Origin of the sequence: Schinkia azotoformans (assembly GCF_035811335.1) — a bacterium.
GTDB lineage: Bacteria > Bacillota > Bacilli > Bacillales > Bacillaceae_J > Schinkia > Schinkia azotoformans.
The window spans coordinates 90,379-104,284 of record NZ_JARSMD010000024.1; the positions used below are offsets into that span (position 1 = coordinate 90,379).

A 13,906-nucleotide genomic window follows, 5' to 3' on the forward strand; every position below is an offset into this window, starting at 1 on the left:
GTTTAACATTGAATATTTTGAAAAGCATCAATGATAAATACCAGTTCATCATCCGTGACCGTTCTAAAATCAAGATATACTTTTTCGTCTTGTTGACGAGTGACAATGCTCGGAGTAGATAATCTCAGCCTAACTGCCAGTTCTTCCGAGGTTAAGAAAGAATGGGTAACGGCAGCTACTACTGTTGGGAGCTTTACTTCCGGCATTGTCCCCCCGCCAACTTGTGAAAAGTCTTTTTCAAGCGTACAGCGGTATTGCGGATCTTGTTCTATTAATTGCTGTCGAAATTTAGAGGCACGCGCTTCGATTTCCTCTTCCGATTGTAAAATATCACGGAGTGTTGGAATTTCCATCATTGTCTGCTCTCCCAATAAATACGCTTTTAATGTTGCTTCAAGGGCGGCAAAAGTCATTTTATCTACTCGGAGCACACGCGCAAGCTGATGTTTTTTTAATTTCTGAATCAGTTCACGTTTTCCGGCAATAATTCCTGCTTGCGGCCCACCTAACAATTTATCACCGCTAAATGAAACAAGGTCCGCCCCAAGCTTAATAACATCCCTCACAACAGGCTCTTCACCAATGCCGTGCTTTTGAAAATCGTATAAAACACCGCTTCCTAAATCTTCGTAGAAAATCACATTATCATGTTTTTCTTTAAGTTCAACCAGCTCTTTGCTTTCTACACTTTCTGTAAAACCGATCACTTTAAAATTGCTTGTATGTACTTTCAGAATCATCGCTGTTTCCTCTGTTATTGCTTTTTCATAATCATACAAATGGGTTTTATTTGTTGTTCCAACCTCAACAAGCTTAGCCCCGCTCTCTTCCATAATTGCTGAAATTCTGAAAGAACCTCCAATTTCGACAAGCTGTCCCCTTGATACGACGACCTCTTTGTCCTTGGCAAGCGCCCTCAAAATCAAATAAACAGCAGCAGCATTATTATTTACAACCATCGCTGCTTCGGCGCCTGTTACTTGTTGAATTAGACCTTCAATAATATCGTGACGCGACCCTCTTTTTCCTTCATTAATTTTATACTCTAAGTTTGAATAATTGGAGGCAACCTTCACAACATGCTCAATTTGCTTTTCCCCTAAACGAGCTCGTCCTAAATTCGTATGTAAAACCGTTCCAGTCGCATTAATTATCGTTTTTAAATAGTACTGTGACAGCTGTTCAACAGCTCTTTCTACTTTTGCAAAAATTTGCTTTATCCAATATTCCTTATTTAAGTCCGGATTTTCATCATGCCATTGATCTTGTAAAAGCTGTTCTCTTATCCCATTTAACTCTTGTTGACAAATGTTTGTTAAACGTTCACTGCTTACATTATATTTTTGTAACAGCTGTTCAAAAAATACAGACTTCTGCAACTCATGAACAGGTGGTAAGTAACGTAAATATTGCTTCATTTTTAACGCCTCCACTCCAGAAATTCATGTCATATTATATCATTTTTGCCAGTATTACCATAATCCTCAATATCTCGGAGCCTAATCATTTTTTCATTACTATGAATACCTTTATATTGAGAAATTAAGTAAAGGAGATTTGTGGTAATGAACAAGAAAGAAGATAATGAATTTTTGCCTGTCATTAAAGACTTAAATCAGCTGTTTAACCGTTTTTGGGAGGACCCATTTACCTCTCTTTTCCCTCAACAGTTTCGGGTCGACCTATATGATATGGGTAATAAAATTGTAGTCGAAGCAGAACTTCCTGGTTTTAATCAAAATCAAATTAAAATTGAGGCCGTCCATGAAGGTTTAAAAATTATCGCAGATGATCATCAAGAACTTGAAACCATTGATGACAAGAAAAAATATTTTAAAAAAGAAAGAAGATTCAGGAGACTAGAACGTGTCATTCCACTCCCATATGAGATAAGTGCAGATACAAAAGCTTATTATAAAAATGGCATCCTTGAAGTCCATATACCGAAAACAAGTCGGAGAAAGAAAAAATACATTGATATTGAATAACTCAAAAGGTGCCAATCCACTATGAATTGGCACCTTTTATGGCATCTATTTCCCCTCAATTGCTTCCATTTCTGCAATAAACTCATCAACATTCGGAAATTTCCCTGTTTCTTGCTTAGAATATCGTTTTTCCCCATTTACTGTTACTTCAAATACCCCACCAGAACTCGGAATTAGTTCTACTGATGTAATTTGGTTGCGAAAATGGGTAATTAATCCTTCTGCGAAACTCGCAGCTTTTGGAGCATAGTTTCACATCATGCAAAACTCAATTGTAATTTTATAAGTCATAAATATTCCTCCTAAACCATAGACTTTACCCAATATTGTAGTACAAACTATAGCAAACAGTAAAATCTTCTGCCCGTAATTTCAGCTTGAAAGTCTTTTTGTTAGAGATTATCGTCAAGGATATACTATACTATAAGTTGGAGGTGTATATTGTGGAAGAGAAAATTCGCCTAACGGCTATGTCTACAAAAGCTGGCTGAGGCTGCAAAATCGGCCCTGCCGAATTGTCGCAAGTGTTGCGGCTTTTACCCGAGAGAGAACATGACCCAAACTTATTAGTTGGTATAGATACATCGGATGATGCGGGGATTTATCGTGTATCAGATGAGTTAGCCTTAATCCAGACCGTGGATTATTTTACACCTATCGTGGATGACCCTTATATGTTTGGACAGATTGCGGCTGCAAACGCCTTAAGTGATGTTTATGCGATGGGCGGAGAGCCTAAAACTGTTCTAAATATCGTAGGCTTCCCTGTGAAAAAACTCGGAGCAGATATGCTTGCTGAAATTTTAAAGGGTGCGGCTGATAAGGTGAAGGAAGCTGGCGCCATTATTGTCGGTGGACACTCGATTGATGATCAAGAACCAAAATTCGGAATGGCTGTAACAGGCTATGTCCATCCTGAAAAGTTTTTCCGTAATGTAGGAGCAAAGCCTGGCGATGCCTTGGTCCTTACAAAACCAATAGGAGTTGGCATTCTTACAACAGGCATTAAGCGTGGTGTTGTAACACCAGAACAAGAGGAAAAAGTCATTGAAACAATGGCCATGCTTAATAAAAAAGCAGCAGAAGCATTAGAAGGTTTCCAAATCCATGCTGTTACCGATGTAACAGGGTTTGGACTATTAGGTCATGCTTGTGAAATGGCAAAAGGAAGTAACGTCAGCATGACGATTACATACGATGATGTTCCTATTTTAGACGGAACATACAACCTAGCTGAACAGGGCGTCATTCCTGGCGGTTCAAAATCCAACTTTGCATGGTTAAAGGATAATGTGGAGTTCGCGTCATCAATCACTGAAAGCAGTCAATACATTTTATGTGATGCGATTACCTCAGGAGGACTTTTAGTAAGTCTGCCAAAAGAAGAAGCCAAGGCTTATGTGCAAAAGCTTCACGAACAAAATATAACGGCTGCCCAAATTATCGGTGAAGTGAATGAATTAAATAAGAAATCTTTATACATTAAATAAAAATAAGGCTGACCAGTAAAGTCGTTTGAAAACGAAATTACCTATGTCAGCCTTCATTAATTATGGTCTTTATAGGAATCTTCTATAAAACCCAAAAACGCGGAAATGACCGGAAGATTTTTATTTTCCTCAAGACAAGAAAAATAAAAGTTCCTTGTGACTTGAAAATCCTTCAAATTAATAATTTTTACACGGCCAGATTGGGCGGCCCGTTCTGCTGCATAAGAAGATACAACGGTAATTCCAAGACCGGCTTCTACCGCCGCTATGACAGCTTCTGTACTACCCAACTCACCTACGATTTTCATTAACTCTGTTGAAAAACCTAGTGTTCCAATCGTTTTCTCAAGCGAGGATCTTGTATCAGAATTTTTTTCACGTAAAATCCATTCTACATCAAATAAATCCCGAAACTGCTTTATATCTTCTTCAATAAATTCCAAAGGGGCAATGATACTTAATTTCTCACTAACAATTGGTCTTGAATAAAGCAAAGGGGTTGTCATCGGTTCACCGGTAATGGCAATATCAACTAAGCGATTTTTCAACCAATCAACGACATCCTTGCTCCCTGATATTCTCATACTAAAATCTACATCTGGGTAGGTTGATTTAAAATTCTTAATGATTTTTGGAAGAATATATTCAGAAGGAATTGTACTGGCCCCAATGACAAGTTTCCCTACTGGCTCTCCTCCTAAAAATTGGACCTCCAAGTCTTCCCATAGTTTTAGAATCTCTTTAACCCTTTTATAGATCACTTCACCTTGTGAGGTTAACTGCACACCCTCTCCTGTGCGCTTTACTAGCTTTGTTTTAAAATGCTCCTCTAAGGCTTGAATTCGGAGCGTTATAGCCGGCTGTGATACCGATAATTGCCTTGCCGCCTCTTGAAAGCTTTTTACTTGTATCAACTTTTCAAACGCTTTTAGATGGTTTAAATTCATTGTTTTTCACCACTAGTTTCAAGGTTTTTGTAAACAATCTTGATAAAGCTTGATAAATGCCTTTATTTCATCTTCAAAATAATGATTGGTTTGCACAAAGTTTTTAGCATTTTGAATAATCCTTTGGGCTTTTTCCTGCTCAGTTAAAACTACATTAATCTTATTTAAAAATTCTTTTCCGTCATTAAATAGATAGCCATTTACTCCATCTTCGATGATGCTGGCATTGCCGGGATTATTTCGCGCCAAAACAACACAACCCATTTCCATTGCCTCTAAAATAGCCGAAGATTGGCCCTCTGAAATAGACGTATTTAAAACTATATGTGCCCATTTATACAATGATACCATGTTTTCAATCGGAACATTTTCCAAAAAGTGAATCCAGCTATATTTTTCGATATATTGGTTTAACGTTTCATATATATTTTCATCTAAAACCATACCGGCGATCAAAAACTGTAAATTAGGATACTTCTTTTGCAGACCAACAATTTCTTCCATTAAAAAGAAAACATCCTTTACCGCCCTTAATCCAGATGGAAGTAAAATCGCAGGCTCTCCTATTCCCAATTTCAAATCGTCTGCATTTTCCTCAGAAATCGGAAACCATACACTCTGCATAATAACCTCTATTCGTAGCCCCATACCACTATATGCATGACAAAGCTTTGCCTTTGCATCATCAGTAAAAACGGTAATTGCACTGGCATTTTGCAAAATATCCAACATTTCTGCCCGATTACCTAGGTTATACAAATCAAGATTTACATCCGTTCCGCCGTTCGTCATAATGTATGGTTTATTCAACTGAAATTTTGTCTTTTTTGCCCATTTTGAAAAACGGTAAAAGTGGATGATATGGATAAGGTCACAGTTTTTAGCTTGTCTATCGATTTCATCGTTCCACGCGTCTTCTTCATAGGCAAAAACAGTAACATCTACTCCATTTTGCTCCAAACCAGAGGCAATTCGTTTTGCGGTTGTTGAATTGCCTCTATTGCTGTATAAAAAAGGTGTGAGAAGTAAGATCTTCATTGGTGACAAACTACATTACACCCACTTCCGTTTATCCTCTACTCTTTTTGTAAGATTTAATGCATCAAATAACTCTAGTAATGGAATCAAATATTTTCTGGATAGTCCTAGAACATCTTTTGCATCCTTAACTGCGAATTCTTCACCGGTTTTTGACTTTAATAAATCTGCTGCTTTGTTAATTGTTTCTATTGATAGGAGATGATTTTCATCCAAGGCAACAGCTTTTCTTGCTTGGATTAAGTAATATTTGAAATCATCCTTGTACTGTTCCGGTATTTTTTCACTCTTCATATATTGCTCAAATGGCTGCACTTCAATTTCGTCTTTTTGAATAGCTATGACTACTGCTTCCATACGTTTACTCCATTTTTCTGGATAATGCGGTGAGAAAGTTGCAAGCTGAATATATTGCTCTTGTTTCTTTAAGAAGCCTTCTTCTATCAATTTTTCAATAACAAATTCAACTAGACGTTTCGGATAAAGATTCAGGAAAGAATGAACAATTTCCGCTTTATTGAAGCCAGCACGAAGGGAAAATTCCTCATGATATTCTGTTAATTTTTCCTCTATCCTGTTTTTAATATATTCAAAATCAGAGTGGAGGGCATACTCGCCACTTGCTAGTTCAAAAATACTCGTACCTTTTTCTGCATCCACTATAGCTATTAAATCGTCTTTATCCATCGATGAATATTTCAATAAAGCTTCAAATGTCATAAGTGCCTTCTCTTTTAATATAGAAAGAACCCGTTCATTTGGTGTGCCCTCTTTTTTCTGCATGAGCATTTTTACTGTATCTTCGCCAAAGCGATATTTACTGCCTTTCGGGTCGATAATCCAGCCACCACCAATCGTTTCGACAGGTGTCGGTCTCCTTAAAATAAAGCGGTCCCCACGTTTACAAACAATTGGGTGGTCTAAACGAAGCTGACAAACTACTTCATCATCCTCTTCAACAACTTCATTTCTATCAAAGAACACGATTGTTCCCATTACTTCAGTTGTTCCTGTATGTAGCTTAATCGGTGCACGCTGCTTGACCGGCGATGCCAAGTCACCCACAAATTTTGTTGTAATATCAAGCGTATCTGTAACGAGAAAATGCTCAGATGATACTAAAACGTCTCCACGGGCAATTTCTTGTTTGGAAATGCCACCTAAATTTAAGGCCGCCCTTTGTCCAGCCTTAGCCACTTCTGTTTGCTCATGATGCACCTGAATTTGCCGAACTTTTACCGGAATGCCCTGTGGTAAAACCTGCAGTGAACTGCCTTTTTCGACAATTCCCTCATACACCGTACCACGTACCACCGTTCCTTGTCCTTGAACTGAAAACACTTGGTCAATCGGCAAGCGGAACGGTCCCCTTGCATCACGCATCTCCTTATGTTCTAATTCCTTCTTAATTTGCTGTTTTAGTTCCTCCAGACCTTTCTTTGAAAGACTGTCCACTAATACAAAAGGAGCTGATTCAAACACCGTCCCTTTGAGGTTATCCCTTATGTCCTCTTCGGCAAGTTCTAATAATTCTGCATCAACACGGTCAATTTTACTAATTGCGATAATCCCTTTTTCGATACCTAAAAAGGACAGGATTTCAAGATGCTCTTTCGTTTGCGGCATAACACCTTCATCTGCAGCAATAACCAAGATGACTAAATCAATTCCAGCAACACCGGCAATCATTTGTCTAATAAAACGTTCATGACCAGGCACGTCGATAATAGAGACATCAAGCTCATCATCAATCTTTAATGGTGCATAGCCTAATTCTATTGAAATATTTCTTTCTTTTTCTTCCTTAAGTCGATCTGTATCAACATTCGTTAATGCCTTCGTAAGAGATGTCTTGCCGTGATCAATGTGCCCGGCCATCCCAATCGTATAATTTCGAACTGCCAAAATATTCACCCACTTTATCAAATGCGCCTTGGCGTATTTGCGCCCGGATTTTTTTCGAGCTTGCTCGAAAAACTACCTTTAAAAATCCGAGGCATCCGCCGGAGGCTTTAACTTTATTCAGCAGGGGTTTGCACCCCCACTGGATTAAAACACTATTTTGCATTCATCTCACCACTTATGGAAGTGGAAGACTTCTGCTGAATGAAGTTAATCATTCCATTTTACTTTAATAGGTCTGGGAAAACTATTCAAGTAGCATGAACTAAGGTTGTTAAAAATAAAAAAAGTCCACCTAAATTAGATGGACGAAATAGAGGAATACAATCAAATATGCCTTGGCATATTTGCGCCCAGATTTTTAGGCCCACAGGATGTGGGTCACAAAGACGTTGCCACAGGATGTGGCGTTCTTAGTCTTTGATCTTAGCTCGAAAAACTACCTTTAAAAATCGCAAGGCTCGCCGAAGGCTATAACTTTATTCAGCTGAATAAAGTTATCATGAACAACAACATTTGCTAGGGAAATTGCTGCTCATCCTTACTATCGGTAAAAATAGCAAACTTTTAAATGGTAATATAAGGGGATATCACTGACTAATTTATATATAAACTTTCATTTTTCGTTTTAGAAATATTTACCTATATGTGGTTTAATTAAATTGGGATAGATAATCCATTTTCTATCTAGGGGAGAGTGTGAAGTATGTGGTACACAAAAGATACAGAAAGAGTATCCATTGATTTAGAAACTAATACGGAAACAGGTCTAACGAATGTAGAGGCAAAAAAACGGTTAGATCAGGTTGGAGCTAATGAATTCAGCGAGCATAAAAAAGAATCGATTTTTACGTTGTTTTTCAGGCAAATTAATAGTTTACTAATCTATATTTTAATTGGGGCCGCCCTTATTTCTGCGTTTGTTGGGGAGTATAGTGATGCCATTATTATTGTATTAGTGATTCTGCTGAATACGATTATTGGCGTCATTCAGGAATCTAAAGCAGAAAAAGCTTTGGAGGAACTAAAAAAAATGACAACCCCCAAAGCCATTGTAAAACGAGATGGAATGACGGTTGAAATTCCATCAGAGCACGTAGTACCAGGTGATATCGTAATTATTGATGCTGGACGATTTATTCCTGCTGATATACGGTTAATTGAAACTGCCAATTTTCAGGTTGAAGAATCTTCATTAACCGGGGAGTCCGTTCCTGTTGATAAAAATGCTGATTGGGTAGCAGCTGAGGAATTGCCGATTGCCGATCAACGGAATATGGCGTTTATGTCCACCCTATCCTCTTACGGGCGGGCTATTGGTATAGTCGTGAACACGGGAATGCAGACCGAAATCGGAAAAATCGCTAATTTGCTTGGGAAACAAGAAAAAGAACAAACACCGCTTCAAAAAAAATTAGCAGAGCTTGGGAAAATTCTCGGAATTGGTGCCGTCATTGTGTCAGTCATCATCTTCCTAATCGGCTATTTTCAAGGCAGAGATGTTCTTGATATGTTTTTGATATCTGTAAGTCTGGCGGTTGCAGCCATTCCTGAAGGGTTGCCTGCCATCGTTACGATTGTACTTGCTCTTGGCGTACAGAGAATGATCGAACGACAAGCTGTTGTTCGAAAACTGCCGGCGGTTGAAACTCTTGGTGCTGTTAGTGTTATTTGTTCTGACAAAACAGGGACGCTAACCCAAAACAAAATGACCGTGACAAAAGTCTATGTTAACGGAAATTATCTTTCCATGAACTCACCATTACTAAAGCAAAGGGAATACTCCCGCTTCTTTGAAGCAATGGCTCTTTGTAATGATGCCGTTTTTACTGAGGAGGAACATTCTGGCGACCCGACCGAAATCGCCCTTGTTGCTGCGGCTCATGTTGCTGGATTTGAAAAACAAATTCTTGATAAAAATTATGAGCGAATTTTTGAAATAGCTTTTGATTCCGACCGTAAAATGATGACAACCGTTCACCACCATGGTGGCCGTTATTTTGTAATGGTGAAGGGTGCATTAGAAAGCATTTTACCCAAAATCCGAGTGACTACCCTTGAAGTAGATAAAATTAAGAATGTTGCCAATGAAATGTCTGCTGAAGCATTACGTGTTCTTGCGATTGCCTACAAGGAAATTCCAACCTTCGATAACAGCATGACAAGCGAGGATTTGGAAAAAGAACTAATTTTTCTAGGCCTAACCGGAATGATCGACCCGCCAAGAGAAGAAGTAAAAGCATCCATAGCACAGTGCAAACAAGCCGGTATCCAAACGATCATGATTACCGGGGATAACCAAAAAACAGCGTTCGCAATTGCTAAAGATCTTGGAATTGCAAACGAGGAGATCGAATCTATGTCAGGATCCGAGATCGATCGACTTAGTGAATCAGAGTTATGCGAGAAGGTTAACAAAATCCGTGTTTTTGCGCGGGTGTCACCAGAGCATAAGGTAAAAATTGTGAAAGCTTTAAAAACGAATGAGCGAATTGTTGCAATGACGGGGGACGGGGTAAACGATGCTCCTTCATTAAAACAAGCTGATGTTGGCGTTGCAATGGGGAAAGGCGGTACTGACGTCGCAAAAGGTGCAGCGGATATTGTATTAACCGATGATAACTTTGCAACGATCGTTGCTGCCGTTGAAGAAGGTCGAAATATTTATCAAAACATTAAAAAATCGATTTTATTCCTCCTATCATGTAACTTAGGGGAAATTATAACGCTTTTCATCGCTATTCTTCTTGGATGGCCGGCTCCCCTATCCGCTATTCATATTTTATGGATCAATCTAATTACAGATACATTGCCTGCCATTTCACTAGGGCTGGATCCTGATGATCCAGATGTTATGGATCAACAGCCACGTTCCATTAAAGAAAGTATTTTTGCCCATGGCAGCGGAATGTTTACCCTACTTTACGGATTATTAATCGGTTCCTTAACCTTATTTGCTTTTGTTACAGGATTAAATTATTACACTGGCGCACCATCGATTTTTTCAATCGACTTTAGCAACATTTCGAAGGATGCACTCGTTCATGCCCAAACGATGGCATTTGTAACACTAAGTATTGCTCAATTATTCCATTCCTTGAATTTGCGGAGTACTAAAAAGTCACTTCGTGAAGTGGGACTATTTACAAATAAGTTTTTACTAGTGTCTATTTTCGTAGGTATTGCACTTCAAGCCCTATTAGTGAATGTACCGGTCTTTAACGATATCTTCGACCTACACATCCTTTCTTTAAAGGACTGGTTATTCGTACTAACGCTATCTCTAGTCCCAATCATTTTCAGCGAGCTTTCTAAAGCATGGAAAAGAATTTTTTAAGACATTATAGAGAAGAGGTACCCATTTTTCGGGTACCCCTTTGCTATTTTACTATTTAACCGACAAACCAAAATGTTTTTTGGCTAGATCTGGATATTGTGTTTCAGCAATATCCTCTTTTTTCATTTCTCCATCTGTCCATACTGTTAATGAAGAACCGGTTAAAGTGACTGTTCCGCTGTCTGTAATTTTTGTCATCAAAGGGGCCTTGTTAAAGGCCGAATGCTCACTTTCAGAGATGACCTGTTTAACGGCATTTAATTCAGGGAGGTCGCGAATGATACTTTTCGTATCAAAAGCATAACCTAGCTTCCAGTCAGAATCCTTATGCTTTAACTTCATTTCAAAAACATAATCTCCATACTCACTATTCTGCTTTTTAATTCGAAATTGGCCATTACCGGAATGAACCATTCGCCCGTTCAATGGAACAGGTTTTAAAGGTAAATTCCCTCCAAAACCAGTATCCAATACAAAGGTTTGATTATTAAGGTTTAATAAAATTGTAACATGGGTAAGACCCGTAGGCGCCCAGTTTTGCGCTGAATGATCATAAACAGCCCCACGAACTAAGGAGACATCAAAGCCATTTTCCTGTAAAAACAAATAAAGAATAGGATTCAACTCATAACAGACGCCGCCTTCATTCCTATCAAGAATTTTATTAACTAGGCTTTCCTTCGAAATATCACTTGTATTTTTATTAATAATACATATATTTTCGAAGGGAATTGATTTGGCTGTTTTTTCAAGAACCTTATCTAATATTTCAAACCTTACAATCTCATCCTCAGGTAAACCAATTCTTTTGCGAAATAAAGCATTAATATCAGGCATACCATACCTCCAAATCAAATTATAAAACCTACTGAAGCTGATGCAATCCCTACTACCAATGATGATAGTATATATTCAATCGCAATCTTAATTTTTTTGTCTTCGATCAACCGAATTGTTTCAAAGCCAAATGTGGAAAAAGTAGTATATGCCCCGCAAAATCCAACTCCAACAAAATACCAAACCCAATCCTCTATGCTGTTTGACAAATGATAATTAGCGATTACACCAAGTAAAAAAGAGCCGGAAATATTAATGATCCATGTTCCCACCGGAAACCTACCTAGTTTTTTAGACCACCTTTTATTAATAAAATCACCTAATAAAAAGCGTACAGCTGCACCAATTGCACCACCAAACCCAATGATCCAGATCATGCTAATTTGCTCCCCAAATAGGCTAATAACAAGCCGAAAAATATACTTATGAGTACATAAAGCAAACCGAGAACAACAAGTCCCTGTTTGAATAATTGAATCGTTTCAACAGAGAATGTTGAAAAGGTTGTAAAAGAGCCAATTACCCCAGTTCCGAGAAACAAAGTTAGGTAAGAGTAATTTTTGCTGCGACGGCTCATAAAAGTTAAAAGCCACCCTAGAAGAAAGCATCCAATAAGGTTTACGAGTAAAGTTCCAAAAGGAAAACCTTGATTTGGATTAAACCACTCTCCGACACTAAACCTACCTATTGCCCCTAAAAAACCACCAATCATGACTAGTAAAATTTGCATAAAAAAGCACCTTTTCTTCCGTTAAGCTTTTTTAATTATACTAAGAAGAAAAACGCTTTCCAACTATTGCATGTAAAAATTCCTGTTCCCATCCTGTATAATTTTTATATGGAGGTGCGTAGCCACTTGGAATTTTTATTACTTGCTGTCCTCATCCTATTTCTTGTTTATATTCTTAATAATTTATTTAAAAAAGCCCATGATAACACGAAAGATGTTGTCATAAACAAGATAAAATTAAATGAAAAACTTGTACCACAGCATCCAAAGTTAAAAATTTTACAGCTATCAGATTTGCATCTTGAAAATATTTCGATTTCTCCAACCGATCTCTATGAAATGCTAAAAGACGAACCGATTGATTTAATTGCACTAACTGGTGATTTTTTAGATCGTAAACGAACCATTCCTAAACTAGCTCCCTACCTTGAAACATTGAACAAACTGAATCCAAAGCATGGGATTTATGCGGTTTTAGGAAATCATGATTACTTTCTGCGACCTAAATACCAACAAAAGCTAATCGAAATTCTTGAACAATATAACTGCAAGGTTTTGATCAATCAACATGATGTCATTTATGTAAATGGTAAACCAGTTAACATCATTGGCATTGACGACTTTAAGACAAAACGTAGCGATATTAACGCTTCTTACAAAGGAATCGTTTCCGGTACAAAATTAGTTCTTACCCATGATCCAAATATCGTGTTGCATATGAAGAATTATCATTTTGATTATTTGCTATCTGGCCATTTCCACGGGGGGCAAATCTGCTACCCAAAAGCCTATCACCTAGTAAAAATGGGGAAACTCGCTAGAATGAATATTACAAAGGGACTCCATTTACAAGATGGGAAGCCTTACTATATCAATGAAGGACTTGGTCAAACGGGAGTTAATATCCGTGTCGGAAGCCGACCAGAAATTACCCTTCATGAACTGCCTTTAAGACCTAAAAAAGCTGCTATTTAATCATGAGCAGCTTTTTCTTTTAGATTCGATACATTTTGTTTAGTGTATTTCTTGACATAAATAAATATTTTGGTGTTTGATGTTTTAAACTATTGAGAATGGAATGATTTGCGCTGGATAGAATTTCGATTGGCAAAAAAGCAAACACTTTAAACCATTTATAGATAGGATGAGAAATATCAAAAATTTCAAATCCAAGCCGTTCACAGCTTTTATTTAAATGGGTGATACCAACAATTCCTTTAATTTCATTTGAAAAACTGCTGTTTCGAATGAAATACTCGATCCCTGGCAGTGACTCTTGAACATGGCGGTAAAGAATTTTTGCTTTTCTTAATTCACTTTTTATTTCAAATAATTCCCTTAATAGTTTCACGTTGTGAAGGTGGATTTTAACTAAAATATCATTTTTCGTGATGATTGTTCCATCAGTAAGAACGACTTCTCTTCCTTTGTATTTTGTTAGTCTAACCCTGAAAATATTGCTTTCCGTACCTGTTCGCGGAGGAAATGTTAGACGTGTACAGAAAAAATAAAAAGGATCAAAAAAGTTCCAAATCGAAAGAACGTAGCCCCGCATATTGCCAGCTCTCCTTCGCTTTTTCTTCATTTCATTTTATTTTTTTACATTTAGGGGAATTTTATTTTTGAAAAAATTAGGA

Annotated in this window: 12 protein-coding genes and 1 pseudogene; 4 read left to right on the top strand and 9 right to left on the bottom strand. The window is 37.7% G+C overall.

The genetic code is table 11. From position 1 onward, the window contains the following. Positions 1-2 precede the first annotated feature (2 nt). Positions 3-1,418 carry an L-seryl-tRNA(Sec) selenium transferase gene (gene selA, locus P9E47_RS14895; protein WP_326163871.1) on the bottom strand — a complete coding sequence of 472 codons (1,416 nt, stop codon included), beginning with the start codon at positions 1,416-1,418 and terminating at the stop codon, positions 3-5. Between the two features lie 147 nt (positions 1,419-1,565). Here selA and P9E47_RS14900 point away from each other — a divergent pair, with 147 nt between their 5' ends. Continuing rightward, the gene (locus P9E47_RS14900; protein WP_003330515.1) at positions 1,566-1,988 is read left to right on the top strand and encodes an Hsp20/alpha crystallin family protein; all 423 of its coding nucleotides are present in this window, start codon (positions 1,566-1,568) and stop codon (positions 1,986-1,988) included. A 45-nt stretch (positions 1,989-2,033) separates the two neighbouring features. Here the strand turns inward: P9E47_RS14900 and P9E47_RS14905 are convergent. Next, positions 2,034-2,228, bottom strand: a pseudogene (locus P9E47_RS14905) (Rdx family protein); the annotation flags it as partial. A gap of 230 nt (positions 2,229-2,458) precedes the next feature. On the opposite strand from P9E47_RS14905, the gene selD reads away from it, so the two are divergent. Continuing rightward, a complete protein-coding gene (selD, locus tag P9E47_RS14910; protein ID WP_326163896.1) occupies positions 2,459-3,478 on the top strand; it encodes a selenide, water dikinase SelD in 1,020 nt (339 codons plus the stop codon). Between the two features lie 56 nt (positions 3,479-3,534). On the opposite strand, the gene P9E47_RS14915 is transcribed toward selD, so the two are convergent. The 3 genes from P9E47_RS14915 to selB are packed head-to-tail and all read right to left on the bottom strand — an operon-like array spanning position 3,535 to position 7,368. Then, positions 3,535-4,425 carry a selenium metabolism-associated LysR family transcriptional regulator gene (locus tag P9E47_RS14915; RefSeq protein WP_003330513.1) on the bottom strand — a complete coding sequence of 297 codons (891 nt, stop codon included), beginning with the start codon at positions 4,423-4,425 and terminating at the stop codon, positions 3,535-3,537. A gap of 18 nt (positions 4,426-4,443) precedes the next feature. Beyond that, positions 4,444-5,463 carry a glycosyltransferase gene (locus tag P9E47_RS14920; protein WP_157382083.1) on the bottom strand — a complete coding sequence of 340 codons (1,020 nt, stop codon included), beginning with the start codon at positions 5,461-5,463 and terminating at the stop codon, positions 4,444-4,446. 15 nt (positions 5,464-5,478) lie between these two features. Next, positions 5,479-7,368: a selenocysteine-specific translation elongation factor gene (gene selB, locus P9E47_RS14925; RefSeq protein ID WP_326163872.1), complete on the bottom strand. Its 1,890-nt coding sequence runs from the start codon at positions 7,366-7,368 to the stop codon at positions 5,479-5,481. Positions 7,369-8,071: 703 nt separating this feature from the next. On the opposite strand from selB, the gene P9E47_RS14930 reads away from it, so the two are divergent. Continuing rightward, positions 8,072-10,702 carry a cation-translocating P-type ATPase gene (locus P9E47_RS14930; RefSeq protein WP_326163874.1) on the top strand — a complete coding sequence of 877 codons (2,631 nt, stop codon included), beginning with the start codon at positions 8,072-8,074 and terminating at the stop codon, positions 10,700-10,702. Between the two features lie 51 nt (positions 10,703-10,753). Here the strand turns inward: P9E47_RS14930 and P9E47_RS14935 are convergent, their stop codons facing one another. Genes P9E47_RS14935 through crcB (P9E47_RS14945) form a run of 3 tightly spaced genes read right to left on the bottom strand, consistent with a single transcriptional unit; the run spans position 10,754 to position 12,269 of the window. Beyond that, positions 10,754-11,539 (bottom strand): arylamine N-acetyltransferase family protein, encoded by a 786-nt coding sequence (locus P9E47_RS14935; RefSeq protein ID WP_326163877.1) that lies wholly within the window; start codon positions 11,537-11,539, stop codon positions 10,754-10,756. 14 nt (positions 11,540-11,553) lie between these two features. Continuing rightward, entirely contained in the window at positions 11,554-11,916 is a 363-nt protein-coding gene (gene crcB, locus P9E47_RS14940; protein ID WP_326151602.1) for a fluoride efflux transporter CrcB, read from the bottom strand. Beyond that, the gene (gene crcB / locus P9E47_RS14945; RefSeq protein WP_035199085.1) at positions 11,913-12,269 is read right to left on the bottom strand and encodes a fluoride efflux transporter CrcB; all 357 of its coding nucleotides are present in this window, start codon (positions 12,267-12,269) and stop codon (positions 11,913-11,915) included. The genes crcB (P9E47_RS14940) and crcB (P9E47_RS14945) overlap by 4 nt, the downstream gene beginning before the upstream one ends. 126 nt (positions 12,270-12,395) lie before the next feature. Here crcB (P9E47_RS14945) and P9E47_RS14950 point away from each other — a divergent pair, with 126 nt between their 5' ends. Beyond that, positions 12,396-13,244 carry a metallophosphoesterase gene (locus P9E47_RS14950; protein WP_326163878.1) on the top strand — a complete coding sequence of 283 codons (849 nt, stop codon included), beginning with the start codon at positions 12,396-12,398 and terminating at the stop codon, positions 13,242-13,244. Positions 13,245-13,263: 19 nt separating this feature from the next. On the opposite strand, the gene P9E47_RS14955 is transcribed toward P9E47_RS14950, so the two are convergent. Continuing rightward, entirely contained in the window at positions 13,264-13,824 is a 561-nt protein-coding gene (locus P9E47_RS14955) for a YkoP family protein (protein WP_003330505.1), read from the bottom strand. Positions 13,825-13,906: the final 82 nt, after the last annotated feature.

What these genes read in the sequence shown, in the direction of transcription:
- P9E47_RS14900 (WP_003330515.1), top strand. Translation starts at nt 1,566, where the DNA reads ATGAACAAGAAAGAAGATAATGAATTTTTGCCTGTCATTAAAGACTTA.
- crcB (WP_035199085.1), bottom strand. Translation starts at nt 12,269, where the DNA reads ATGCAAATTTTACTAGTCATGATTGGTGGTTTTTTAGGGGCAATAGGT.
- P9E47_RS14915 (WP_003330513.1), bottom strand. Translation starts at nt 4,425, where the DNA reads ATGAATTTAAACCATCTAAAAGCGTTTGAAAAGTTGATACAAGTAAAA.
- P9E47_RS14955 (WP_003330505.1), bottom strand. Translation starts at nt 13,824, where the DNA reads ATGCGGGGCTACGTTCTTTCGATTTGGAACTTTTTTGATCCTTTTTAT.
- P9E47_RS14935 (WP_326163877.1), bottom strand. Translation starts at nt 11,539, where the DNA reads ATGCCTGATATTAATGCTTTATTTCGCAAAAGAATTGGTTTACCTGAG.
- selA (WP_326163871.1), bottom strand. Translation starts at nt 1,418, where the DNA reads ATGAAGCAATATTTACGTTACTTACCACCTGTTCATGAGTTGCAGAAG.
- crcB (WP_326151602.1), bottom strand. Translation starts at nt 11,916, where the DNA reads ATGATCTGGATCATTGGGTTTGGTGGTGCAATTGGTGCAGCTGTACGC.
- P9E47_RS14920 (WP_157382083.1), bottom strand. Translation starts at nt 5,463, where the DNA reads ATGAAGATCTTACTTCTCACACCTTTTTTATACAGCAATAGAGGCAAT.
- P9E47_RS14930 (WP_326163874.1), top strand. Translation starts at nt 8,072, where the DNA reads ATGTGGTACACAAAAGATACAGAAAGAGTATCCATTGATTTAGAAACT.